The following is a 23,324-nucleotide window of genomic DNA, read 5'->3' on the forward strand; positions in this document are numbered from 1 at the left end:
CTCGACCAGGTGAGCCGGTTTACCTCGATCAGCGGGGCGTCCCTGCCGACGTTCGTGTGGGGTCTCTTATTGTTGATGATCTTCTACGGGCACTTCGGCTGGCTGCCGCCGGGGCGGCTCTCGCTCAACGCGGACCTCTACGTCCGCGGCGGCACGTTCCATCCCTACACGGGTCTCATGACGGTCGACGCGCTGCTGAACGGCCAGCTGTGGCTGTTGTGGGACACGGTCCGGCACCTGATTCTGCCGGTTGCGACGCTCACGTACTACCTCACCGCGGTCCTCGTGCGCATCACCCGGTCCTCAATGCTGGAGACGCTCCGGACCGACTACGTCCGGACCGCCCGGGCCAAGGGTCTGGCGGAGCGCGTCGTGGTGGACAAGCACGCCCGGCGGAACGCGTTGATACCCGTGATCACTCTGGGCAGCCTGCTGTTCGTCGGCCTCCTCAGCGGCGTCGTCATCACCGAGACCGTGTTTAACTACCCCGGCATCGGGCAGTGGGGCGTCTCCGCGAGCCAGCAGCTGGACATCCCCGCTGTGACCGGGTTTGCCCTGATCTTTGCCGGCCTCCTCGTGATCGGCAACCTCTGCGCGGACGTCATGTACGCCCTCGTGGATCCGCGCATCCGCCTGCAGTGAGCATCGCCCACGCCCGTCCGGCCAGCCTGCCGGCGGCGCTGCGGCCGAAGGTCGGCGAAACCGGCTGGCATCGGACCCTCCGGCGCTTCCGGAGCAACCCGCTGTCGGTGCTGGGCGCGGTGATCGTCGCGTTCTTCGTGGTCGTCGCACTCCTCGCGCCGTTCCTGGCGCATCCCACCGAGCGGAATCCGTACATGATCCCGCACTCGGGGTACGCCAGCGATCCGCGGCCGCCCAGCCCGGGCCACCCCTTCGGCACGACCGAGGAGCAGTTCGATCTGTTTTACGGCGTCGTGTGGGGGGCGCGGACGGCCTTTATCGTCGCGCTGAGCGTCGTCGCCACCGCCGTCGCCATCGCGCTCACCCTCGGCAGTCTCAGCGGCTTCTACGGTGGCCCCGTCGACGAGGCGGTGATGCGGGTGACCGACATCTTCCTGGCCTTTCCGGGTCTCATTCTGACGGTCGTCATCGTCGCGGTGCTCGGCCAGAGCGTGCGGAACGCCGTGATCGCGATCGCCGTGGTGGAGTGGCCGACGTACACGCGTCTGCTGCGCGGCGAGTTTCTCCGCGTGCGCGACATGGAGTACGTGCAGGCGGCGCGGGCGCTGGGCAGCCGCGATCTGCACACGATCGCGCGCCACGTGATTCCCAATACCGTCTACCCCTTGTTGATTCTCGCGTCGCTCAACATGGGCGGCATCGTGATCACGTTCGCGGCGCTCTCCTTCCTCGGCCTCGGCGCGCCGCCCGGGTACGCCGACTGGGGCCAGCTGGTCAGCCTGTCGCATAACTGGATCGCGGGGACGGCGGGCGACCCGTTCACGTATTGGTACACGCTGATCGTGCCGGGTCTGGCGATTTTCCTGTTTGTGCTCGGGTGGAACCTGCTCGGGGACGCGTTTCGCGATGTCTTCGACCCGCGGCTCCAGGGGAGCCGGTAGGCTCCGGCGGCGCCATCGCACCCGGGGGCGTTCTGACGGCGGAATGATCGCGGCCCGCCTGCCGTGGAGGCACCGGGACAGTATTTCTATCCGATTTTCAAGCAGTAGGGCGGAGGCACGCGTCTCGGAGCGGCAGGCTTCCGGAGGGAGACCGCATCACGGTCTCCCTCCTCACGTCGCGGCCGATCCCGCGCGCTTCGCCATCTCACCACGATGGCCGTCGGAAAGACTGCGAGCGCGATGATCTCCCTGTGCCCCACGAATACGGACCGCCCCCACCGCTGTCAGGACGACCATCGCCAGGATGAGCACGGTGACAACCAGCGAGGCCCGCGTCCTCAGCGGTTGCGGGAGGGCCGCGAGCGGGAACAGCGCACAGAGCGCCACGGCATTGCCGTAGATGCCCAGCCGGATCCTTCGGCGTGCTTCGCGCGGTGCCGCTCGAAGCGCCGCGACGCCGAGAGCGGGCACGAGGACCGCGCAGCACGCCCAAAACCACAGCGGAACCGGTCCATGCTTCGTCAGGGCCGCATAGACCAGGACAAACCCGAGGAGCGCCCCGGTCCAGCCTAAGGCGCGCTCCGGCAGGGACGGGGCAGGCGCCGTCTCTGTGACCGGGCCCCCGGGCGCCTACGCAACGAACAGAAAGAACGGGAAGGGATGGCCGCTTCCCCCGTGTGAGATTACCGGGTGATGGCCGCCGATGCCATGACGACCCCGCGGACCGACCACGACGTGTTGCGTGTAGAGCGGCTGGGGCGCGCCCGCGAACACATCCTGATCGGCCTCATCATGGCGGGCGCCCTGGTGCTTCGCCTCCTCGGCGTGGGCCGGGGTCTCCCGTACCTGCACGAATGGGATGAGTGGTTCCAGCTCCCGCCGGTCATCAAGATGGTCCTCTACCACACGCTGAACCCGGGCATCTTCATCTACGGAAGCCTCTACTACTATTTGCTGCTCCCGGTGGTCTACGCGCATTTTCTCTACCTGCACGCCGCCGGCGTGATAAAGTCGTTTGACGATGTCGTCCTGACGCACCCGCTCATTCCCGGCTACGGATGGTACATCAACCTGCCGTCGTTCTATGTGTGGGCGCGCGCCGCCACAGCGCTGCTGGGCGCGGCCACCGTCTACCTGACCTATCGCCTCGGGCGGGCGGCGTTCGGCCGCCCGGTCGGCGTGCTGGCCGCGGCCCTGCTCGCGGTGGCCCCGGGCGCCGTGTACTACGCCGACACCGTGCGGGTGGACGTGCCGGTGGCGTTCTTTTCGACGGCCGCCCTGCTCGCGGGACTCGGCGTGCTGCGGCGGGGAAGGCGCCGGGACTACCTCGTCGCGGGCCTGCTGGCCGGCCTCGCAATCTCGACGAAGCAGACGGCGGTGTGGGTCGTACCCGCGCTTCTCATCGCGCACGCCTGCAACGGGCGGCGCACCGCGTTCGTCGACGGTCCGCTCGGGCTCATGATCGCGGGCATCATCGCCGGCGGTCTTCTCGGGACGCCGTACCTGCTCATCCGGCCGGACCTCGTGTGGGCGGGCTTCAACGCCCAGGTGGGCACCTACGGCGTGCTCGCGCTGCCGCGTCCCCGCGTGTACCTCCACCATCTGAGTTTCTTCCTGGCGTACCTCCTGTGGCCGACCCAGGGCGGGGATTGGTACGTCGTCCCGCACGCCGGGTTCGGTCTGGCGCCCGGAATCGCGGCGGTCGCCGGCCTGGCGGTCGGGTTCCGGGAGCGGCCGCGCGTGCAGGCGTATCTCGTTGCGTTTCCGGTGTTGCTGCTGCTCTTTCTCGGCCGCGCGAACGTCTACTACACGCGGAACCTCGCGCCCGTGCTGCCCATCGCCGCGATTTGTGCCGCGGCGGGCGGCGTGTGGATCTGGCAGGCGGTCACGAGCGTACGTCCGCTGCCGGCCGCGGGGCCGGTCTGGCACGCCTCGTGGCGCGCGGCGGTGGCCGCCGCCGGGATCGTTGTGCTCCTGATCGGTCCGGTCCGGGAGTCCGCGGCCCTGGCCTGGTGGTTGAACCGGCACGAGGACACGCGCACGCAGGCGGTGCGGTGGCTGCTCGGCCACGTGCCGCGGGGAGCCGGGGTCGCATTCGAGCTCGAACTGGCGTGGTTTCTTCCCTCCCTCGACGGCCTTCCGTTTCGCATGCAATGGACGGATCGCCAGACGCCCCTGGCGTGGTACGCCAAGTCGCGCATCGACTACGCGGTCGTGAGCGAATGGAATCCGGTCAACGCGTGCCCGACGATCGCGCTGGTCTCCCGTCCGCCGTATCTCCCGACGGTCGCGGAGGAGGCCGCGTTTGTGCCGAACTCCTTTCCCGTCATCGATCCCACGGTGGTCGTGATCAGGCCCCGCGCGCCCTGCCCGTGGGCCGCCCCGCTGGCCGACGTCATTCCGGCCGGCGCCCCGGCGGTGCGGCTCACCCCGTGAATTCGTCGCTTGAGCGGATGGCGGCGGCCGTGCTACGATGGCGCCAGCCCAGCGCGTGAGGAGACGGCCCTGCCATGATCGATGACCGCACGGTGGCCCAGGTGGCACGCCTGAGCCGGCTCGAGTTGAGCGAGGAGGAGCGGGAGCGGTTCCGCGCGCAGCTCGGCGGCATCCTTGAACATTTCCAGAGCCTGCTGGCGCTCGAGCTGCCCGACGAGGCGCCGGCCGCGCACGCACCGGAGGTCGCGAACGTCCTGCGCGACGATACGGTCAGGCCGTCCCTGCCGCGTGACGAGGTCCTCGCGAATGCGCCGGTGTCCGAGGACGGGTACGTCGTCGTCCCGCCCGTCATCGAGGGAGAGTAGGGTGGCGCCGTCCTCGCCGGCCCCGACGTCGCTCGCCGACTGCACCGCGTGGGAGCTACGGCGTTACTACGCGGGCGGCCAGGCGTCACCGTCCGAGGCGGCGCGCGCGGTCCTCGACCGGATCACCGCGGTGGACCCGACGCTGCACGCCTATCTCTACGTCGACCGCGACGCGGTGTTGCGCGATGCCGCGCGCTGGGACGGGCGCGCCGGGCGGGCCGGCGCGCCGCCCCTCGCCGGTATTCCGCTCGCGCTCAAGGACAACATTTGCACGCGAGGCTGGCCGACCACGGCGGGCTCGCGGATTCTGGAAGGGTTCCGCCCGCCCTATGACGCCACGGTGACCACGCGGCTGCGCGACGCCGGTGCCGTCCTGCTCGGCAAGACAAACTGCGATGAATTCGCCATGGGCAGCAGCACGGAGAACTCCGGATTCGGGCCGACCCGCAATCCGTGGGATCCCACGCGGGTGCCCGGCGGTTCGAGCGGCGGCTCCGCGGCGGCGGTGGCGGCGGGCGCGGCCACTCTCGCGTTGGGCAGCGATACCGGCGGCAGCATTCGTGAGCCCGGCGCGTTCTGCGGAGTCGTGGCGCTCAAGCCGACGTACGGCCGCGTCTCGCGCTACGGCCTGATCGCCTTCGCGTCGTCGCTCGACCAAATCGGCCCGTTCGCCCGGGACGTGCGCGACGCGGCGCTGCTGCTCGGCGTGATCGCGGGGCAGGATCCGGAGGATTCGACATCGGCGCCGGCGCCGGTGCCGGCCTACGCGGCGACGCTGACCGGCGAGGTGCGCGGTCTGCGGATCGGGGTGGTCAGGGAGTTCTTCGGTGAGGGGCTCGCGCCGGCGGTCGCCGAATCGGTCCGGGCCGCGGCCGGCGTGCTGGCCGGCCTGGGGGCGGTATGCGACGAGGTCTCGCTGCCGCACGCCGCGTACGCGCTGCCGGCGTACTACATCATCGCGCCTGCGGAAGCGAGCAGCAACCTCGCGCGCTACGCGGGTGTCCAGTACGGTCACCGCACCGCGAAGGCGGACGACCTCTACACGCTCTACGCGCGCACCCGCCGGGAGGGCTTCGGGGCGGAGGTCAAGCGGCGGATCATGCTCGGCACGTTCGCCCTCTCCGCCGGGTACTACGACGCGTACTACCTGCGCGCCCAGCGCGTCCGCGCGGTGGTCCGCCGGGAGTTCGCCTCGGCGCTCGAGCGGTTCGATCTGCTGCTGGGGCCGGTCACGCCGACCCCGGCGTTCCGGCTCGGCGAGAAGGTCGAAGATCCGGTGCAGATGTACCTGTCCGACGTCTACACGATTCCGGTCAATCTCGCCGGCGTCCCGGGGATCTCGGTGCCGTGCGGGTTCGCGGACGGGCTGCCGGTCGGGCTGCAGCTGATCGGCCGCGCGTTCGACGAAGGGACGGTGCTCAACGCCGCGTTCGCCTACGAGCAGGCCACCCCGCATCACCTGGCGCGGCCGCCGCTCGCGGCGGCAGTGCCCCCCCGCGAAACCGGGGCCGCGCGCTTCGGGGAGCGCGCCGGGGCATGACCCACGAGACCGTCATCGGCCTCGAAGTGCACGTGCAGCTCGAGACCGCGAGCAAGATGTTCTGCGGCTGCGCGGTCGAGTTCGGCGCCCCCCCCAACACGCGGACGTGCCCGGTGTGTCTCGGGCTGCCGGGCTCGCTCCCGGTCCTCAACCGCCGGGCGGTCGACCTCGGCCTGCGGACGGCGGTCGTCCTCGACTGCCGGGTTCAACCGGAGAGCCGGTTTCACCGCAAGAACTACTACTATCCCGACCTGCCCAAGAACTACCAGATCTCGCAGTACCAGTACGCGGGGCACCCGCCGCTGGCGACCGACGGCCGGCTGACGCTCGAGGCGGACGGGGCGTCCCGGCCCGTCCGCATCCGCCGCGTGCACCTCGAGGAAGACACCGGCAAGCTGCTCCACGCCGAGGGCCGCAGCCTGGTCGACTACAACCGCGCCGGCACTCCGCTCATGGAAGTGGTGAGCGAGCCGGACCTGCGCTCGCCGGAAGAAGCGCGGATGTTTCTCGCCCAGCTGCGCGCGGCCCTCCAGTACGCGGGCGTCACCACCGGCCGGATGGAAGAAGGCACGCTGCGCTGCGACGCCAACCTCTCGCTGCGCGCTCCGGGGGGGCCGCACGGCACGCGCACCGAGGTGAAGAACATGAATTCGCTGCGCTCGGTGGAGCGGGCCCTCCGGTTCGAGGAGGCCCGCCAGCTCGAGCTGCTTGCGCGCGGCGAGCCGGTCCTCCAGGAAACCCGGCACTGGGACGAACACCGCGGGGTGACCTTTTCCTCCCGCGAGAAAGAGGAGGCGCAGGACTACCGGTATTTCCCCGAGCCGGACCTCGTCCCGCTGCTGATCGACGAGGCGTGGATCGCGCGGGTGCGCGCCGCGCTGCCCGAGCTGCCGGAGGCGCGGCGCCGGCGCTACGCCGAGACCTTCGCGCTGCCCGAGCACGACGCGCGGCTGCTGGTGGCGACGCGGGCCATGGCGGAGTTCTTCGAAGAGACCGTGCGGCGGTGCCCCCAGCCGAAGGCCGTGGCCAACTGGCTCGTCGGGGACGTCGCGGCCTACCTCAACGCCGCGGGGCGGGAGCTCGAGGACGTGCCGCTCACGCCCCAGGCGTTCGCCGAGCTGCTCCAACTGCTCGATCGGGGAACGCTGAGCGGGCGTCTCGCCAAGGACGTCCTCGACGAGATGCTGCGAACCGGCCGGACCGCCGGGGAGATCGTCGCGGAACGGGGGCTCGTGCAAATCAGCGATGAGGGGGCGCTCGCCGAAATGGTGGACGGCGTGATCGCCGAGCATCCCGGCCCGGTCCGGGACGTGCGCGCGGGGAAGGACAGGGCGGTCGCCTTTCTCGTCGGCCAGGTGATGAAGCGGAGCCGCGGGCGGGCGAATCCCGAAGTGGTCAACCGGCTGCTCCGGGCGCGCTTGAACGCGCCCTGAGCGTGGAACGCGTTCGGATCGCTCCACCCGGCCCATCGGGTTCGTTAGATTCGCAATGGGGTGACATCGCAGACGGCGTTATGCTATCATGCCGCACAGGCATGCCAAACGTATCGCCGTCCGGCCCCCCCAACCGCGGCACCCCGCAGACACGCCCGGGGGCTCCACCCCCGGGGCAGGTCATGGACTGGCTGAAGTTTGCGCTGGCCAACCTCAGCCAGATACGCGGGTTCGGCCCGAAAATGAAAGCGCTCGGCCATATCATCTCGGTTCTGGTCAAGAGGTAGACGCTCATGTTTTTTCCGAATGACCGGTTCCCATTCACGACGACGTTGGAACAGAACTGGAAGGTGATTTTCAACGAGCTGCAGCGTCTTCAGGACGGGCAGTTCCAGGACTGGCCTGAGAAACATCTCTACGAGAAGGGCTGGAGCGTATTCGGCCTCTATGGCTGGGGAGTGAGGCTGGATAAGAACTGCGACGTGTGTCCGGAAACGGCGCGACTGGTGGAGCAGATCCCCAGCTTGGTGACCGCGGCCTTCTCCCATATGAAGCCCAACACGCATATCCTCCCGCACACGGGGTTCCCGGAGGGGGTGCTGCGGTGTCACCTCGGCCTGATCGTTCCCGACAACTGCGGCATTCGCGTCGGTGATGAGACGAGGACCTGGGAGGAAGGCAAGTGCATGGTGTTCGATGACACCGTGGAGCACGAGGCCTGGAACAAGAGCGACAAATCGCGCGTGGTGCTGATCATGGATTTCAAGGCCCCGGAGCTGGTCGTGAATTCTCCCAAGCCCAAGAAAGGCCTTTTCTCGCGGTTGTTCAAGTCGTAGCGCCGTCCCCCGGTCCACCGCAGCGTCGCCGGCGCCCCGGCGCATCGGCGATGCGGCGTCGGCGAGGCCGCGCGCGCCGCCGTTCGATTGGCGGGGTGCTGCGCCTCTGGTAGAATGAAGTCGACGCCCCTTTCGCCCAAGGAGATTCCGCATGCCCGGTGAGTTCGTGCACTGCCACCTGCATACGGAGTACTCGCTCCTGGACGGCGAGAGCCGGATCGAGCCCCTCATGCGGCGGGCGGCCGACCTCGGCATGCCGGCGATCTCGCTCACCGATCACGGCGCGTTGTACGGGGCGATCGAATTCTACGAGCACGCCCGGGCCCACGGCATCAAGCCGATCATCGGCGTCGAGACCTACGTGGCGCCGCGCCGCATGGGCGACCGCGATCCGAAGCTCGACGCCGCCGCGTTCCATCTCGTGCTGCTGGCGCGGAACGACGAGGGCTACCGCAATCTGCTGAAGTTGACCACCGCCGCGCACCTCGACGGGTTCTACTACAAGCCCCGGATCGACCGCGAGCTGCTCGCCCGCCACAGCGGCGGCCTGATCGGTCTGTCGGCCTGCCTGCAGGGCGAGATCCCGCGGGCGATTCTCCGCGATGACCAGGCGGCCGCCCGCATGCTCGCCGCGGCGTACCGGGACATCTTCGGGCCCGGCCATTTCTATCTGGAGCTCCAAAATCACGGTATCGCAGACCAGCAGACGCTCTCCCGCGGCCTCCTCGCGCTGGCCCGCGAGCTCGACCTGCCGCTCGTGGCCACCAACGACGTGCACTACGTGACGCGCGATGAGGCCGACGCGCAGGATGCGTTGATGTGCATCCAGATGGGCATCGACCTGAACGAGAAGGACAAGCCCCGCATGGGCGACGTCCCCGAGTTCTACCTGAAGGGCGCGGACGAAATGGCCGCCCGGTTCGGGGAGGTCCCGGAGGCCCTCCGCAACACCCTCGTCATCGCCGAGGCGTGCGATCTCGAGATCGACACCAGCACCACCCGGCTGCCGCCCTTCCCCGTGCCCGACGGCGAGACGGCGGACTCGTACCTGCGGGGGCTGTGCGAGGCCGGGCTGCGCCGGATCTACGGACAGGTCACCCCCCAGCTCGCGGAGCGCCTGGACTACGAACTGGGGGTCATCGCCAAGACGGGGTACGCGGCGTACTTCCTCATCGTGCAGGACTTCGTCAACTTCGCCCGCCGGCGCGGCATCTACACCACGGTGCGCGGCTCCGCGGCCGGCAGCCTCGTGCTCTATGCCTCCGGGGTCACCGACGTGGACCCGATCGCGTACCGGCTGCCGTTCGACCGCTTCCTCAACCTGGAGCGGTACACGATGCCGGACATCGACGTGGATTTCATGGACAGCCGGCGGGACGAGGTCATCAAGTACGTCGTCGACAAGTACGGCGCCGACCGCGTCGCGCAGATCATCACGTTCGGCACCCTGGGGGCCCGGGCGGCGATCCGTGACCTCGGCCGGGTGATGGGCCTGCCCTACGGCGACGTCGACCGCATCGCCAAGCTCGTGCCCGGCGCCAACGTCACGCTCCAGGAAGCGCTCGCGGCGGAGCCCGAACTGCGCGCGGCGGCGGACGGGAGCCCCCAGATCCGCCGCCTCCTGGACATGGCGCAAAAACTGGAAGGGGTCGCCCGGCACGCCAGCACGCATGCCGCGGGGGTCATCATCTCCCGCGATCCGCTGACGGAGCACGTGCCGCTCCAGCGCGCGACGAAGGGCGATCTGTTGATGACGCAGTACGACATGAACAGCGTCGCCCGCCTCGGGCTGCTCAAGATCGATTTTCTGGGCCTGGCCAACCTCACGATCCTCGACGCGGCGATCCGGTTGATCCGGGAGTCGCGGGGCGTCGACATCGACCTGCAGCGGTTGCCGCTCGACGACCGGGCGACCTACGCGCTGCTGGCATCCGGCGAGACGATCGGCATCTTCCAGCTGGAGGGCCGGGGGATCACCCGCTATCTCCGCGAGCTCAAGCCCGACCGCATCGAAGACGTCATGGCCATGGTGGCGCTGTTCCGGCCGGGGCCGATGGCCAACATCCCGGCCTACATCCGGCGCAAGCACGGCCAGGAGAAGGTCACCTACCTGCACCCCCGCCTCGAGCCGGTGCTCAAGGAAACGTACGGCGTGATGGTCTACCAGGAGGACATCATGACCGTCGCGCAGGCGATCGCCGGATACACCCTGGCCGAGGCCGACGTGCTGTGCTACGCGATCCGGAAGAAGATCAAGGACCGGCTCCTCGCGCAGCGTGAGACGTTCGTCGCCGGGGCCCGGAAGAACGGCGTGGACGCCCGGACGGTCGATCAGATCTTCGAACAGTTCGAGCCGTTCGCGCGGTACGGATTCAACCGCGCGCACGCCGCGAGTTACGGGCTCATCGCCTACTACACCGCGTACCTCAAGGCGCATTACTCCGCGGAATACATGACGGCGCTGCTCTCGAGCGAGGCCGGCAACATGGACAAGGTCGCCGAGTCCGTGGCCGAGTGCGGGCGGATGAACCTCCGGGTGCTCCCGCCGGACATCAACGAAAGCGCCGCCTCGTTCGTCACCGACGGTGAGGCGATCCGGTTCGGTCTGGCGGCCGTCCGGAACGTCGGGCTCGGCGCAATCGACGTCGTCATCGCCGCGCGCGAGGCCGGCGGGCCGTTTGCGAGCCTGGCCGATTTCTGCGGGCGCGTCGACACCCGCCTCGTCAACCAGCGCGTGATCGCGAGCCTGATCAAGGCGGGGGCGTTCGACCGGCTCGGGTCGCGGGCGCAGATGCTCCAGACGCTCGATGCGGTGGTCGAACGGGCGCAGCGGAGCCAGCGCGCCCGCAACGAGGCGCAGACCGGACTCTTCGCCGACTTCGGAGCGGCGCCGGAGCCGCTCGCCGCGGACACGGCGGTCCAGGAGTTCACCAAGGACGAGCTGCTGACGATGGAGCGGGAGATGCTCGGGCTGTACATCTCCGACCACCCGTTGCGGCGCTGGGCTCCGGCGCTGGCGCGCCGGACGACGGCCACGATCGCCCAACTCGCGGATCTGCCCGATCGTCGCGAGGTGACGATCGGCGGCGTCGTCGGCACGGTGAAGCGGAGCATGACCCGCTCCGGCTCGACGATGGCGTTTGTGACGCTGGAGGACCTGACGGGGAGCATCGAAGTGCTCGTCTTCCCCCGGGCCTACGAGCAGTACGGGTTGTCGCTCAAACGCGACGCGGTCGTGTTGCTGCGCGGGAAACTCGACGTGGAGGAGCAGTCGGTCAAGCTGCTGTGCGATGAAGTGATCGGGCTTCCTCCCACGCCGGAGGAGGTCGACGGCTCGGCACCCGGCGCGCCCACGAACGGGCAGATCGCCGCCGCGGCGCGGGCGCCGGTCGGCGCGGCCCGGAGCGGGGCGGCCGTGCGGGTGCGCGTCAGCACCATCGAGGAAATCGAACAACTCGAACGATACCTCCACGAGCACCCCGGTCCGCGCCGGGTGTGCGCCCACGTCGTGAGCGGTGAGGGCGAACACGTCGTGCCCGTCCGCACCGGCGCGCATGACGTCGAGGAACTCCAACAGGCGCTCGAGCAGCTGTTCGGCGAGGGGAATGTCTGGGAAGAGTAGCGCGGTCGCCCGCCAGGCGGTGCTGACCGTGCTGCTGATGGCGCTGGGGTTCCTCGTTATCGTCCAGGTGAGGGCCAGCCGCGGCCTGTCCGCGCAGGAAGAGGTGCCGACCCGCAATGTCTACGCGCTTGCGACGATGCTGCGGGAGGAACGGACCGCCCGGCAGAGCCTCGAGGCGCAGGTCGACGATCTGACCCGGCGGCTCACGGTCTTCGAGCGGGCGACGGCCGAGCGCCGGAGCACGACCGAGGCGATGATGCGCGACCTGGAGAGCCTGCGGGTGGCGGCCGGCCTGGTGCCGCTCGCCGGCCCGGGCGTCACCGTCGCGGTCGGCGCCGCGCAGGCTCCGGTCGTCGGCCACGCGCCCCCCGTCGTGCAGTACGTCGATTTGGTCAGCATCATCAACGAACTCTGGGCGGGAGGGGCCGAGGCGGTTGCCGTGAGCGGCGTGCGGGTCACCGCCACGTCCGGCTTCAGCGAGGTCGGCGGCACGATCCTCGCCGACCGGCAGCGTCTCGCCCCCCCGTATACGATCGACGCGATCGGCGAGCCGGCCACCCTCGCCGGGGCGCTGCAGATCCGCGGCGGCATCATCGAAGGTCTGCGGACGCTCGGCCTGACCATCAAGATCACGCCCAAGGCCACCGTCACGGTCCCGGCCATCCAGGCCGTTCCGACGCTCCGGGTCGCCCACCCGGCGGTCCCCTAACCCGGCGATCGTGCGCCGCGATACGCCGGTTGTGATCGCGGGGGCGTCGTTCGCGGGACTCGCCGTCGCCCGGGAACTCGGCCCCCGCGCGCTGTTGCTCGACGGCGACCCGGTGGGCGAGGGCCAGACGTCGGCGTGTGGCGCACCGGTGCGCGTGCTGCGGGCGGTCGAGGCCGGTGCGTCGATTCAAGAAGTCCATCACGATCTCGTGATCCATACGCCCGGACGCGACGTCCGCTGGCCGCTGCCCGAGCCGTTTTGCACCTTCGACTACCGGACGTGCTGCCGGGCCGCCTTTGAAGCCTCGGGGGCGGCATTCCTTCGCGCGGCGGTCTACGGGCATCGCGACGGCACAGTCGCGCTGACCTCGGCCGGGGAGATTCGGGCGCGCCTCCTCGTCGACGCCACCGGCTGGCGGGCCGCCCTCAGCCGGACGCCGGGGTCGGATTCCCGCCTCCCCGCTGCCGTTACCCGCGGTCCGGCCGGCGGCCGTTATTTCGGCCTCGAGGTCGAGGTCCCGGCGACATTTGAAACAGGCCTCCACTTCTACTTCTCTTCGGATATCGTCCGCGGCGGGTACGCCTGGGTCTTCCCTGCGGGCCGCGTCGTCCGGGCGGGCATCCTCAGCTACCGGGCCCGCAGCGGCCTGGGCCCGCAACTCGAGGCGTTTCTCGGCCGCCTGGGGCTCCCGTCCGGGCCTCGTCACGGCGGCTTTCTCCCGACCCGTCTCGGCCCGCCGGTTGTAGACGGCGTCTTCCTCGTCGGCGATGCCGCCGGACACTGCCTGCCCCTTACGGGGGAGGGCATTCGCTCGGCGGTTTGGGCGGGCCGGGTGTGCGGCCGGTTGCTCCGCGGCGTGCTCGCGGAAGAGATGACCCCGGCCGGGGCCGCGGCCGGGTATGCCGCGTACGCGGAACGGCAGCGCCGGCGCTACCGGGTACTGGAGTGGTCGACGGCCGTGGCGCTGACATTCCCGGCCCGGGTGCTCGGGGTGCTTGCGGCAGGGGTGTCGCGGCCCGGACCGCTCCGCGCGTTCATGGCGCGCTATCTTGCGATGTTCGCCGCGGACGTTGGTGCCGAGGCGGCGCTTCCCGCATGACCCCCGGAGCGCCGGGCATGGCGCCTCGCTTACGGCCGATGGCCCCCGTCAACGGCGGCGCAGTCGCGCGCCGGTTCGGTTAGACGAGCAGTAATGCCGGTTTCCCTGTCGGGAATCGCCGCGTACCTCTTTCTCTGGGCCGCGACGGCGAGCGGTGTGATGATGTCGTCCGACCGGTGGCGGCGCCCGGGCCGGCCCCGCGCCTTGCGCGGGGCCGGCCCGGGATGGCTCGGTGCGCCCGCGCACGAGTCGTTGTCGTTGGCCGGTCTCGGGGTCACCCTGCTGCACGCGGCGCAGACCGTCTTCGCCCCGCCGGGTCCCCGTCTGGAACTCCTCGTCTTCGCCGGACCGGATCTGGCGGACGGATGGGGGCTGTTTGTGGGCGTGCTCGCGTTGTATCTCACCGCGGCCGCGACGACGTCGTTCTACCTGCGTGCGCGTCTCGGCCGCTGGTGGAGTGCGGTTCACGCGTCCGCTTATGCGGCGTACGCCGCCGCGCTGTGGCACGCGCTCGCGATCGGCGCGAACGCCTGGCTGCCGCCGGTTCGATGGCTGTACGTCGTCACGCTGGCCATCCTTGTAGCCATAAGCGCCCTCCGAGTAATTGCTGCCATCAACCGCAAGATGCGCAAGACGGGCATTGACAAGCAAGGTCTGTTACATCATAATGTCATTGATTAACACCATGGTGGTCAATGCACAGAACCCAGATCCAATTAACCGATGAGCAGAGCCGTCACTTGCGACGGCTTTCCGCCGAGCGCGGAATTTCCATGTCAACGCTCGTGAGAGAGGCAGTCAATCTGCTGCTTCAAGCGCGCAGTCAGGATGATCGAGAAATCCTGTGGCAGAGAGCGGCGGCGACGGTGGGTCGCTTCAGGTCGGGCCGCAGCGACGTAAGTGCACGGCACGACGACTATGCTGCCGAGGCCTACGGCGATCCCCATGGACGTCTTCGTTGACACGTCGGGTCTCTATGCTCTTCTCGACGCTGACGATCGCCTCCATGATCGTGCCGCTTCGGCGTGGGGATACCTCCATCGTAAGCGCCGTACACTGAAGTCCCACAATTACGTGATCGTCGAGACGGCGGTCATTATGCAACGGCGTCTCGGAATGGCAGCGGTCGGCGCCCTTGTCCGCGACGTCGTGCCGCTTCTCGGTGTTGTCTGGGTCGACGAAAACCTTCATTCGGCCGCGGTGACGGCTCTGCTGGCATCCGAGCGGCGGGACATCAGTCTGGTCGACTGGACCAGCTTTGAACTGATGAGGCGACTGGGCATCAAAGACGCCCTGACCTTTGACGGACATTTCACCGATCAGGGGTTCAGCGTCTTCTCCGACGACGAACGTATCACCTAGCCGGGGGGATCAGCGCCTCGTTCCACGGCGGGGCGCGCGTACGGTTGAGACGGGGATCCGCGAGTACCGGACGACGTGCTCCGCGACACTGCCGACGAACAAGTGGGACACTCCGCGACGCCCGTGCGTGCCCATCACGATGACGTCTGCGCTGACGTCGTCCGCCGTCGAAAGAATCACATCACGTGCGTGACCCGCGCGGAGGATCTGGCGGCGCACCTCCGGGGTCCGCTCGGCGAGCGCGGTGAGGGACGCGCCGGCCTGCTCCCGGATGGCCCGGACGACCGTGGCCGGAATCGGCGCGGGGACGGCGGCGGGTCCGGCGACGGGCATCCATTGATACGGCAGATCGATCACGTGCAACAAGATGATCTTGGCGCCGAACGCCTGGGCGAGTTCGCGCGCCCACCGCAGCGCGGCGTCCGCTGAGTCCGAGAAGTCGGTCGGCACGAGAATCGTTCGGATAGGCATCGGTCCTCACAGTTCCATCTCTTCGGAACGCGCCCCTGCACTCCACGAGACAATTGCCGGCCGGCGTGACCGCCCTGGGACGGCGTCACCGCGCCCGGCGGGTTCGGGCGCCGCGCGCCGGCCGCGGCCGCCCGCGGCCGCGATCCCTGCGCGGTGCTGGCCCGAAGGCCTCGAGTCGCGCCATCAGATCCTTCAACACTATGCCGCTGCCGAAGGGCAGGACCCCGGCCGGCAGCCGTCCGGCTCGAAGCGCCAAGCCTTTCCGCACTGCCACGATCATCGGGACGCCGGTGGGCTTCACGATGACGCCGCACTGCCCGGCGCGGTCCCAGGCCGTGAGCGCCGCCTCCTGATCCGGCCGAAGCGGGGGAGAGCGGGGTGGAGTGTGGGGCACTCGAAGAAGTCCGGCGCGTCGTCACGCACCTCGAGCCCTCGGGCCGCCACATCCTCGATGAGCCGGACGTGATTGAGCGCCGCGGTGCGCCAAGCGGCCACGCGGTCATCCCAGATCAGGTAGTCCGGCGCGTCGAGGCCGGAGAACGCATCGAGATGGAGCGAACCGCGCTCGAAGCGCAGCCGGAGAATCCGGTCGGGGAGACCGGACGTCTCAGTCCCCCCAGAGCGCGTCGAGGGTAATCACCAGACCGGGGAAGAGAGCAGGCGTCCACGCGCCACGTTCGGCGCGCCCGGTGAGGCGGTACGCGTCTCCTTCCAGGTGATAGACTTCGACGCCGCGGGCTTCGGGGTCCACGATCCAGTACTCGGCAACGGCCGCGCGGGCGTAGGCTTCCCTCTTCCGGCCGCGATCCACGGCGGCGGTGCCGGGGGAGAGAACCTCGACGACCAGATCCGGCGCGCCGTGGATGGCAGCGTCGCCGATGATGTTCCGGCGGCGCTCGGCGACGAACACAATGTCGGGCTGCATGATGTCCGTTGCGGTCAGAACGACGTCGATCGGCGAAGGCAGCACCTCGCCCAGCCGTCGGGCGTCGATGTGCGTCTTCAGCGCGGCGTACACGGTACCGACAACGTGTTGGTGCCGGGGGGTAGGTGCCGGTGCCACAAAGAGCTCGCCTCCCAGGACCTCTTTGCGCGTGCCGTTGTCGGGTAGGTTCTGGTAGTCGGCGTAGGTCAGAATTACCTTCTGGTCCGCCATGACAGGCTCACTCCCCGGAGGGGCGCCACAGTCTCGGAGAAAGTATAACAAGGCCGCGAGGCGGACGTCACTCTCACGGCTTCTGGTTCTCTTGGTGCCGGAGGAAAGATTGCATCCAAATATCCTGGTGCCGGAGGAGGGACTCGAACCCCCACGGGTGTGACCCCAGGCGATTTTGAGTCGCCCTCGTCTGCCGATTCCGACACTCCGGCACAGCGCGTCCGGCAGCGGACGCAACGGTAATCGTACCATCCTTGCCCCGCGGTCGCCAGGGCGGGCCGCGGCCGGCCGTTATCGATTCCGCTCGTAGATCAGCCTGAGGCCTTCCAGCACCAGCAGGGGATCGTGATGATCCAAACACCCGCAGTGCGGGACCACCAAGTCGGCCCAGCCGCCGGTGGCGACCGTGGTCGCCGGGCCTCCGAGTTCCTCGCGGATCCGCCGCACGACCTCGTTCACAAGCCCCACAAAGCCGAAGACGATGCCGGCCTGCATCGCCGTCGTGGTCGACCGGCCGATCGTCACCCCCGGCGCCTGCAGCGGCACCCGGTGCAGCTGCGCGGCGTGCTCCGCGAGGGCATCCACGGAGATCCCGATCCCGGGCGCGATCGCGCCGCCAAGAAAGTCGCCGTCACGAGAGACGACCGAGAACGTGCTCGCCGTCCCGAGATCGACGGCGATCACCGGGCCGCCGTACCGGGCGTACGCCGCCACGGCCGCGCAGATCCGGTCGGCGCCGACGTCGAGAGGATTGTCGTAGAGAATCCGCATCCCGGTTCGCGTGTCCGGCCCGGCGACGAGTGGCGCGACGTGGAAGTAGTCGCGGGCAAGCCATCCCAGCGTCTCCAGCAGGGCCGGGACGACGGAACAGATGGCGACGCCGCCGACCGCGTCGAACCCCAGGCCGGCCGACTCGAACAGCGCCTGGATCAGCATCGCATATTCATCGGCGGTGCGGCGGGTGTCGCTCGCGGCGCGCCAGTGCTGCAGCAGGTCGCGGTTCCGGTACACCCCGATTTTCGTCAGGGTGTTGTTGGCGTTGAGGGCGAGCAGGAGCGGCGCGTCCACTATTCTCCCATTCTACCGCGCCGCCGCCGCGGCGGGGGCGCGGACGGGCCCCCGGGCGCGCCGCCGGAGCGTGCTATAATTTTGCCGGATGCCTCCCACCGATCGCCGCACGCTGCTCCTCGTCGACGCGAACGGGCTCGTGTACCGCGCCTTTTTCGCGCTGCCGTATTTCACGACGCGCGACGGCCGTCCCACGAACGCCGTCTACGGGTTCACGACGATGCTCCTGAAAGTCCTCGAGGAGCAGGCCCCGGAGTACGTCGCCGTGGCGTTCGACAGGCCGGGGCCGACGTTCCGGCACGAGGCCTTTGCGGAGTACAAGGCGCGGCGCCGGCCGATGCCGGACGACCTGCGGCCGCAGATCGCGCTCGCCAAGCAGGTGGTTGAGGCCCTCGAGCTGCCGGTGTTCGAAGTGACCGGGTTCGAAGCCGACGACGTCATCGGAACGCTCGTCCGGCGCGCCGAGGCCGGCGGATTCGACGTGTTGATCGTGACCGGCGATCTGGACGCGCTGCAGCTCGTCTCAGCGCACACGCGGGTGATGATGACGAGCCGCGGGATCAGCGAGACCGTCGTCTACGACGAGGCGGGCGTGGCGGCGAAGCTCGGCGTGACGCCGGCCCAGGTCCCGGATTTCAAGAGCCTCAAGGGCGACGCGACCGACAACATCCCGGGAGTCCCGGGGGTCGGCGACAAGACCGCGGCCCGGCTGCTCGCGGGCGGGACGACAGTGGAGACGCTCCTCGCCGGGCTCGACGACCTGGCCGATGCCCGCCTGCGCGCCAAGCTCGCGGAGCACCGGGAGCAGATTGTCCAGAGCAAGCACATCGCGACGATCGCGACCGACGTCGACCTGTCCTTGGATTGGGCGGCGCTGCGGCGGCGGACGCCGGATCTGGATCGTGTGCGGGCGCTCTTCACCGATCTTGAGTTCAAGACGCTGCTCGACCGGCTCGGCGTCGCGACGGCGGCACCGGCAGAACAGGCGCCGGGAGCGTACCGGACCGTCTCCGCGGCGGAACTCGGCGCCGCGCTGGCGGCGGCGACGCAGCTCGCGATCGCGCCGGTCGCGGGTGAAGGCCATCCCTTCGCGGCCCGGTTGCTGGGCGTCGCCGTCGCGACGCGGCCCGGCGAGGCGGTGTACGCGGAGGTGAACGGGGGCGTGCCGGCGCCGCTGGCCCGGGCGCTCGAGCGGGAGGACCTCCCCAAACTGAGCCAGGACGTCAAGCGTGACCTGCTGCTGCTCGAAGGCGCCGGTCTGGCTCCGCGCGGCTTCGTCTTCGACGTCGGCCTGGCCTCGTATCTCCTCGATCCGGCGAAGCGCACCCACACCCTCGGTGGCGCGGCGTGGGATTTTCTGCGCTGGCGCATGCACGACGGCGCGGAATCCCCGGCCGCCACCCCGCACGCGGGGCGGGGAGAGGGCCTGGCGCTCGGCGTCGGGCCCGCGGAGGCCGCCGCGGAGGAAGCCGACGCGATCGCACGGCTCCGCGACGTGATGGAGCGGGGCCTTCGCACGCGCGACGTCGAACGCTTGTACCATGACGTCGACCTGCCCCTCGCGTCCGTGCTCGCCCGGATGGAGCGCGTCGGCGTGGCGATCGACGCCGCGGCGCTGCGGGCGCTGTCGGTGTCGTTCCGCGAGCGGCTCGACGCGCTGACACGCGACATCCACCGGCTCGCCGGCACCGAGTTCAACATCGGGTCGCCGAAGCAGCTCGCGTTCGTTCTCTTCGAGAAGCTGCAACTCCCCGCGCAGAAGCGGACCAAGACCGGCTACTCGACCGACGCCGAGGTGCTCGAGCAGCTGGCGCCCCTCAGCGACGTCGTCGCCAAGATCCTGGAGCACCGCCGGCTGAGCAAACTTCTCGGCACCTATGTCGACGCGCTGCCCGCGGCGCTGCACGCGGCGACCGGACGCCTCCACCCGACCTTCAATCAGGCCGGGTCGAGCACCGGCCGGATCATCACGACCGAGCCCAACTTACAGAACATCCCGATCTTCGAGGAGGACGGGCGCGAGGTACGGCGGGCCTTTGTGGCCGGCCGGCCGGGGAACGTGCTGCTCTCGGCCGACTACTCGCAAATCGAGCTGCGGGTGCTCGCGCACATTACCGAGGATCCTGGATTGCTGGAGGCGTTTCGGGCGGGCCGCGACATCCACACGGCGACGTCCGCGGAAGTCTTCGGCGTCGCCTCCGACGCCGTCACCGCCGAGATGCGCCGCCAGGCCAAGATGTTCAACTACGGGATCGCCTACGGGATCACCGACTACGGCCTTGCCGTCCGGCTCCGGACCAGCCGGGAGGAGGCGAGGGCGTTCATGGACGCCTATTTCGCGCGCTACGGCCGCGTCGCGGACTACATGCGAACGGCGGTCGAACGGGCGCGCCGGGACGGCTACGTGAGCACGCTGCTCGGCCGGCGCCTGACGGTGCCCGACATCTTGAGCCGCCACCGGCCGACGCGCGAACGCGCGGAACGGGTCGCCATCAACGCGGCGATCCAGGGGACGGCGGCCGACATCATCAAGCTCGCGATGTTGAAGATCGCCCGCGAGTTCCTGCCCCGATTCCCGGACGTGGAGATGGTGTTGCAGATCCACGACGAACTCCTGTTTGAGGTGCCGGCCGGCCTGGTCCGCGATGTGGCGCCGGAAATCCGGCGGCTGATGGCCGAGGCGTTCCCCCTGTGCGTGCCGCTGTCTGCGGACGCCGGGGTGGGTCCCAACTGGCTCGATCTGACAGACGTGGCATGACCGGACGCCGGCCGCGTCGGATCGGCCTGACCGGCGGCGTGGCCAGCGGCAAGAGCACGGTCACCGCGGCGCTCCGTGCGTGCGGGGCCGCGATCGTGGACGCCGACGCGATCGCCCGGGACGTCGTCCGCCCGGGCGGGCCGGCGTACGACGGGATCGTCGAGGCCTTCGGGCCGTCGGTCGTCAACGCCGACGGGACGCTCGACCGCAAGGCGCTGGCCGCGCGCGTCTTTACGGATGAGACGGACCGCCGCCGCCTCAACACCCTGACCCACCCGCACATCCGGCGCCTGATGGCGGAGGAGGCCGTGCGCCTCACGGCGGCGCCGGAGAGCCCGGTGATCGTGTTCGATATTCCCCTGCTGCTCGACACGACGGACGGGCGCGACCTGGATCTCGATGGGATCGTCGTGGTGTACGCCGACCCCGCGACGCGCCTCCGGCGGCTCATGGCGCGGGACGGTCTGGGAGACGAGGAGGCCCGCCGGCGGCTGGCGGCCCAGATGCCGCTCGAGGGCAAGCTGCCGCGGGCCGATTGGGTGATCGACAACTCCGGTACCCTGGAGGCGACGCGCGCGGAGGTGGAGCGCCTCTGGCACACGCTCACGGCGCCCGCCGAGGAGCGCCCCGGCCCCGCACGCTGACGGCGCCGCGTCCGGTCCCGTCCGCCGCCGCCGCGGGTGTTCGGTAGTCCGGAGAGTCCGGAGCCAACCGGTGGTCGCCGTTTCGGGGCCGATGTTATAATGGTGTAATGCCGCAGTTCAAGATGGTGACAGATCAACCCCCGGCCGGCGACCAGCCCAAAGCGATCGCGCAACTCATCGAGGGCACCCGGCGCGGCGACCGCTACCAGACCCTGCTCGGAGTAACGGGCAGCGGCAAGACCTACACCATGTGTGGCGTGATCGAGCAGATCCAGCGCCCCACGCTCGTCCTCGCCCACAACAAGACACTGGCCGCCCAGCTCTACGGCGAGATCCGGCAGTTCTTCCCGGACAACGCCGTGCGGTACTTCGTCTCGTACTACGACTACTATCAGCCGGAGGCGTACGTCCCGCAGACCGACCTCTACATCGCCAAGGACGCGGCCATCAACGACGAGATCGACCGGCTGCGCCACGCCTCGACGAAGGCCCTGATGGAGCGCCGCGATGTGATCATCGTCGCGTCTGTCTCGTGTATCTACGGCTTGGGCTCGCCGCAGGACTACGAGGACGTGATGCTGTTTGTGCGGCGCGGCGAGCGGCGGTCGCGCGACGACATTCTCCGCCGGCTCGTCGACGTGCAGTACGAGCGGAACGACATCGACTTCGCGCGCGGCCGCTTCCGGGTCCGCGGCGACGTGGTGGAAGTGTTTCCGGCGTACGAAGACCGCGCGGTGCGCATCGAGCTGTTCGGCGACGAGGTCGAGCGGATCCACGAGGTCGACCCGCTGACCGGTGAGCTCCTGGAAGAGAAGCCCGCGGTGGCGATCTGGCCGGCGAAGCACTGGGTCACCACTGCGACCAAGCTGGATCAGGCGCTCGGCCGCATCGAGGCGGAACTCCGCGAGCGCGTGCAGTGGTTCAAAGACCAGGGGAAGCTGCTCGAAGCCCAGCGCCTCGAGTTCCGGACGAAGTACGATCTCGAGATGCTGCGCGAGATGGGCTATTGCCCCGGCATCGAGAACTACTCGCGGCACCTGGCGGGCCGCGCCGCCGGCGAGCGCCCGGGATGCCTGCTCGATTACTTCCCCAAAGACTTCCTCGTCGTCATCGACGAGTCGCACGTCACGGTCCCCCAGGTCAAGGGGATGGTCGAAGGCGACCGGGCCCGCAAGCGGAACTTGGTGGATTTCGGCTTCCGGCTGCCGTCGGCGTACGACAACCGGCCCCTGACGTTTGCGGAGTTCGACGCGCTGGTGCCGCAGATCGTGTTCGTGTCCGCGACGCCCGGCCCGTATGAGCTCGAGGTCTCGAGCCAGGTCGCCGAGCAGATCGTCCGTCCGACCGGGCTCGTCGACCCCTACGTCGAGATCCGGCCGGCGCGCGGCCAGGTCGACGACCTGATCGCGGAGATCAAGGCGCAGGTCGAGCGGGGCGAGCGGACGCTCGTCACGACGCTGACGAAGCGCATGGCCGAAGACCTCGCGGACTACCTGCAGGAGATGGGCGTCAAGGTGCATTACCTGCACGCCGAAGTCGAGACGCTCCAGCGCGTGCAGATCCTGAAGGACCTGCGCCTCGGCACGTACGACGTCCTCGTCGGCATCAACCTGCTGCGCGAGGGGCTCGACCTGCCGGAGGTCTCGCTGGTGGCCATTCTCGACGCGGATCGGGAAGGCTATCTCCGGTCGGACACCAGCCTGATTCAGACGATGGGGCGCGCCGCCCGGAACGTCGCGGGGCGGGTGCTGCTGTACGCGGATGTGACCACGGACTCGATGCGCCGCGCGATCGACGAAACCAACCGGCGCCGTGAGATTCAGACGCGGTACAATGAGGAGCACGGGATCACCCCGCAGACCATCGTGAAGCCGATCCGCGACATGATCGATCTCTTGGACGTCGCCGAGGAACCGGCGGCGTACGGCGCGGAGGCCGCCGGCGGAGGCGCGGGCGGATCGGGCGCGCCGAGGACGGGCGCCGTCCTCACCGCCGACGAGTTGATCGGTCTCGCCGAGCAGCACCGCAGTCCCGTCTCGTGGGACATCGCCCGGCTCCTGATGCTCAGTCCGGCGGAGCTCGAGCAGACGATCGAGACGCTCGAGCGGGCGATGCGCCGCGCCGCCGGCGAGCTGCAGTTCGAGAAGGCCGCGGCCCTCCGGGATCAGATCAACGAACTGCGCCGGGGGCTCGGCGAGCCGTTTTTCGCGCCCGCCGGCGCCCGCGGCGGGCGCCGGCGCGG

The 23,324-nt window shown here is 69.5% G+C and carries 20 protein-coding genes and 1 tRNA gene; 16 read left to right on the forward strand and 5 right to left on the reverse strand.

Going from position 1 to position 23,324, the window contains the following annotated elements; genetic code table 11:
- Both VGZ23_02610 and VGZ23_02615 read left to right on the forward strand, forming a co-directional pair.
- The coding region (locus VGZ23_02610; protein HEV2356491.1) for an ABC transporter permease at positions 1 to 642 on the forward strand (642 nt) is incomplete at its 5' end.
- Positions 639 to 1,583 (forward strand): ABC transporter permease, encoded by a 945-nt coding sequence (locus VGZ23_02615; protein HEV2356492.1) that lies wholly within the window; start codon positions 639 to 641, stop codon positions 1,581 to 1,583. The genes VGZ23_02610 and VGZ23_02615, both read left to right, overlap by 4 nt.
- A gap of 171 nt (positions 1,584 to 1,754) precedes the next feature.
- Here the strand turns inward: VGZ23_02615 and VGZ23_02620 are convergent, their stop codons facing one another.
- A complete protein-coding gene (locus tag VGZ23_02620; protein ID HEV2356493.1) occupies positions 1,755 to 2,054 on the reverse strand; it encodes a hypothetical protein in 300 nt (99 codons plus the stop codon).
- A gap of 222 nt (positions 2,055 to 2,276) precedes the next feature.
- On the opposite strand from VGZ23_02620, the gene VGZ23_02625 reads away from it, so the two are divergent.
- The 10 genes from VGZ23_02625 to VGZ23_02670 all read left to right on the forward strand — a co-directional run bounded on the left by VGZ23_02625 (position 2,277) and on the right by VGZ23_02670 (position 14,985).
- The gene (locus tag VGZ23_02625; GenBank protein ID HEV2356494.1) at positions 2,277 to 4,019 is read left to right on the forward strand and encodes a glycosyltransferase family 39 protein; all 1,743 of its coding nucleotides are present in this window, start codon (positions 2,277 to 2,279) and stop codon (positions 4,017 to 4,019) included.
- A 74-nt stretch (positions 4,020 to 4,093) separates the two neighbouring features.
- Positions 4,094 to 4,384, forward strand: coding sequence for an Asp-tRNA(Asn)/Glu-tRNA(Gln) amidotransferase subunit GatC (gene gatC / locus VGZ23_02630; protein HEV2356495.1), 291 nt, complete (start codon positions 4,094 to 4,096; stop codon positions 4,382 to 4,384).
- A gap of 1 nt (position 4,385) precedes the next feature.
- Positions 4,386 to 5,924, forward strand: coding sequence for an Asp-tRNA(Asn)/Glu-tRNA(Gln) amidotransferase subunit GatA (gene gatA, locus VGZ23_02635; protein HEV2356496.1), 1,539 nt, complete (start codon positions 4,386 to 4,388; stop codon positions 5,922 to 5,924).
- Positions 5,921 to 7,357 carry an Asp-tRNA(Asn)/Glu-tRNA(Gln) amidotransferase subunit GatB gene (gatB, locus tag VGZ23_02640; protein HEV2356497.1) on the forward strand — a complete coding sequence of 479 codons (1,437 nt, stop codon included), beginning with the start codon at positions 5,921 to 5,923 and terminating at the stop codon, positions 7,355 to 7,357. The genes gatA and gatB overlap by 4 nt, the downstream gene beginning before the upstream one ends.
- A 293-nt stretch (positions 7,358 to 7,650) precedes the next feature.
- Positions 7,651 to 8,193, forward strand: a complete 543-nt coding sequence (locus VGZ23_02645) for an aspartyl/asparaginyl beta-hydroxylase domain-containing protein (protein HEV2356498.1) — start codon at positions 7,651 to 7,653, stop codon at positions 8,191 to 8,193.
- Between the two features lie 151 nt (positions 8,194 to 8,344).
- Positions 8,345 to 11,815 carry a DNA polymerase III subunit alpha gene (locus tag VGZ23_02650; GenBank protein HEV2356499.1) on the forward strand — a complete coding sequence of 1,157 codons (3,471 nt, stop codon included), beginning with the start codon at positions 8,345 to 8,347 and terminating at the stop codon, positions 11,813 to 11,815.
- Complete coding sequence (locus VGZ23_02655; protein HEV2356500.1) at positions 11,799 to 12,524, forward strand: DUF881 domain-containing protein; 726 nt, start codon at positions 11,799 to 11,801, stop codon at positions 12,522 to 12,524. The genes VGZ23_02650 and VGZ23_02655 overlap by 17 nt, the downstream gene beginning before the upstream one ends.
- 10 nt (positions 12,525 to 12,534) lie before the next feature.
- Positions 12,535 to 13,623: an NAD(P)/FAD-dependent oxidoreductase gene (locus VGZ23_02660; GenBank protein HEV2356501.1), complete on the forward strand. Its 1,089-nt coding sequence runs from the start codon at positions 12,535 to 12,537 to the stop codon at positions 13,621 to 13,623.
- Between the two features lie 93 nt (positions 13,624 to 13,716).
- Positions 13,717 to 14,304, forward strand: coding sequence for a hypothetical protein (locus VGZ23_02665; GenBank protein HEV2356502.1), 588 nt, complete (start codon positions 13,717 to 13,719; stop codon positions 14,302 to 14,304).
- A 264-nt stretch (positions 14,305 to 14,568) separates the two neighbouring features.
- Entirely contained in the window at positions 14,569 to 14,985 is a 417-nt protein-coding gene (locus VGZ23_02670) for a PIN domain-containing protein (GenBank protein ID HEV2356503.1), read from the forward strand.
- 9 nt (positions 14,986 to 14,994) lie between these two features.
- Here VGZ23_02670 and VGZ23_02675 read toward each other — a convergent pair whose 3' ends face one another.
- Positions 14,995 to 15,456 carry a universal stress protein gene (locus tag VGZ23_02675; protein ID HEV2356504.1) on the reverse strand — a complete coding sequence of 154 codons (462 nt, stop codon included), beginning with the start codon at positions 15,454 to 15,456 and terminating at the stop codon, positions 14,995 to 14,997.
- A 378-nt stretch (positions 15,457 to 15,834) separates the two neighbouring features.
- Between VGZ23_02675 and VGZ23_02680 the strand changes: the two genes are divergently transcribed.
- On the forward strand, positions 15,835 to 16,092 hold the full coding sequence (locus VGZ23_02680; protein ID HEV2356505.1) for a hypothetical protein: 258 nt from the start codon (positions 15,835 to 15,837) through the stop codon (positions 16,090 to 16,092).
- Here the strand turns inward: VGZ23_02680 and VGZ23_02685 are convergent.
- From VGZ23_02685 to VGZ23_02695, 3 genes are all read right to left on the reverse strand, one after another.
- On the reverse strand, positions 16,064 to 16,612 hold the full coding sequence (locus VGZ23_02685) for a Uma2 family endonuclease (protein HEV2356506.1): 549 nt from the start codon (positions 16,610 to 16,612) through the stop codon (positions 16,064 to 16,066). The genes VGZ23_02680 and VGZ23_02685 overlap by 29 nt on opposite strands.
- 125 nt (positions 16,613 to 16,737) lie before the next feature.
- Positions 16,738 to 16,824, reverse strand: a tRNA-Leu gene (locus VGZ23_02690).
- A 79-nt stretch (positions 16,825 to 16,903) separates the two neighbouring features.
- The gene (locus tag VGZ23_02695) at positions 16,904 to 17,680 is read right to left on the reverse strand and encodes a type III pantothenate kinase (GenBank protein ID HEV2356507.1); all 777 of its coding nucleotides are present in this window, start codon (positions 17,678 to 17,680) and stop codon (positions 16,904 to 16,906) included.
- A gap of 88 nt (positions 17,681 to 17,768) precedes the next feature.
- Between VGZ23_02695 and polA the strand changes: the two genes are divergently transcribed.
- The 3 genes from polA to uvrB all read left to right on the forward strand — a co-directional run.
- Positions 17,769 to 20,438 (forward strand): DNA polymerase I, encoded by a 2,670-nt coding sequence (gene polA / locus VGZ23_02700; GenBank protein HEV2356508.1) that lies wholly within the window; start codon positions 17,769 to 17,771, stop codon positions 20,436 to 20,438.
- Positions 20,435 to 21,082 carry a dephospho-CoA kinase gene (gene coaE, locus VGZ23_02705; protein HEV2356509.1) on the forward strand — a complete coding sequence of 216 codons (648 nt, stop codon included), beginning with the start codon at positions 20,435 to 20,437 and terminating at the stop codon, positions 21,080 to 21,082. Before polA ends, coaE begins: the two co-directional genes overlap by 4 nt.
- Before the next feature lie 107 nt (positions 21,083 to 21,189).
- Positions 21,190 to 23,324 (forward strand): excinuclease ABC subunit UvrB (gene uvrB, locus VGZ23_02710; GenBank protein HEV2356510.1); only part of this gene is annotated, 2,135 nt, incomplete at its 3' end.

The organism is bacterium, assembly GCA_035945995.1.
In the GTDB taxonomy this organism is placed as follows: domain Bacteria; phylum Sysuimicrobiota; class Sysuimicrobiia; order Sysuimicrobiales; family Segetimicrobiaceae; genus DASSJF01.

Coding starts and splice junctions, on each gene's coding strand:
- VGZ23_02625 (HEV2356494.1), top strand. CDS start 2,277: ATGGCCGCCGATGCCATGACGACCCCGCGGACCGACCACGACGTGTTG.
- gatC (HEV2356495.1), top strand. CDS start 4,094: ATGATCGATGACCGCACGGTGGCCCAGGTGGCACGCCTGAGCCGGCTC.
- gatB (HEV2356497.1), top strand. CDS start 5,921: ATGACCCACGAGACCGTCATCGGCCTCGAAGTGCACGTGCAGCTCGAG.
- VGZ23_02645 (HEV2356498.1), top strand. CDS start 7,651: ATGTTTTTTCCGAATGACCGGTTCCCATTCACGACGACGTTGGAACAG.
- VGZ23_02650 (HEV2356499.1), top strand. CDS start 8,345: ATGCCCGGTGAGTTCGTGCACTGCCACCTGCATACGGAGTACTCGCTC.
- VGZ23_02655 (HEV2356500.1), top strand. CDS start 11,799: ATGTCTGGGAAGAGTAGCGCGGTCGCCCGCCAGGCGGTGCTGACCGTG.
- VGZ23_02665 (HEV2356502.1), top strand. CDS start 13,717: ATGCCGGTTTCCCTGTCGGGAATCGCCGCGTACCTCTTTCTCTGGGCC.
- VGZ23_02670 (HEV2356503.1), top strand. CDS start 14,569: ATGGACGTCTTCGTTGACACGTCGGGTCTCTATGCTCTTCTCGACGCT.
- VGZ23_02675 (HEV2356504.1), bottom strand. CDS start 15,456: ATGCCTATCCGAACGATTCTCGTGCCGACCGACTTCTCGGACTCAGCG.
- VGZ23_02685 (HEV2356506.1), bottom strand. CDS start 16,612: ATGGCGGACCAGAAGGTAATTCTGACCTACGCCGACTACCAGAACCTA.
- polA (HEV2356508.1), top strand. CDS start 17,769: ATGCCTCCCACCGATCGCCGCACGCTGCTCCTCGTCGACGCGAACGGG.
- coaE (HEV2356509.1), top strand. CDS start 20,435: ATGACCGGACGCCGGCCGCGTCGGATCGGCCTGACCGGCGGCGTGGCC.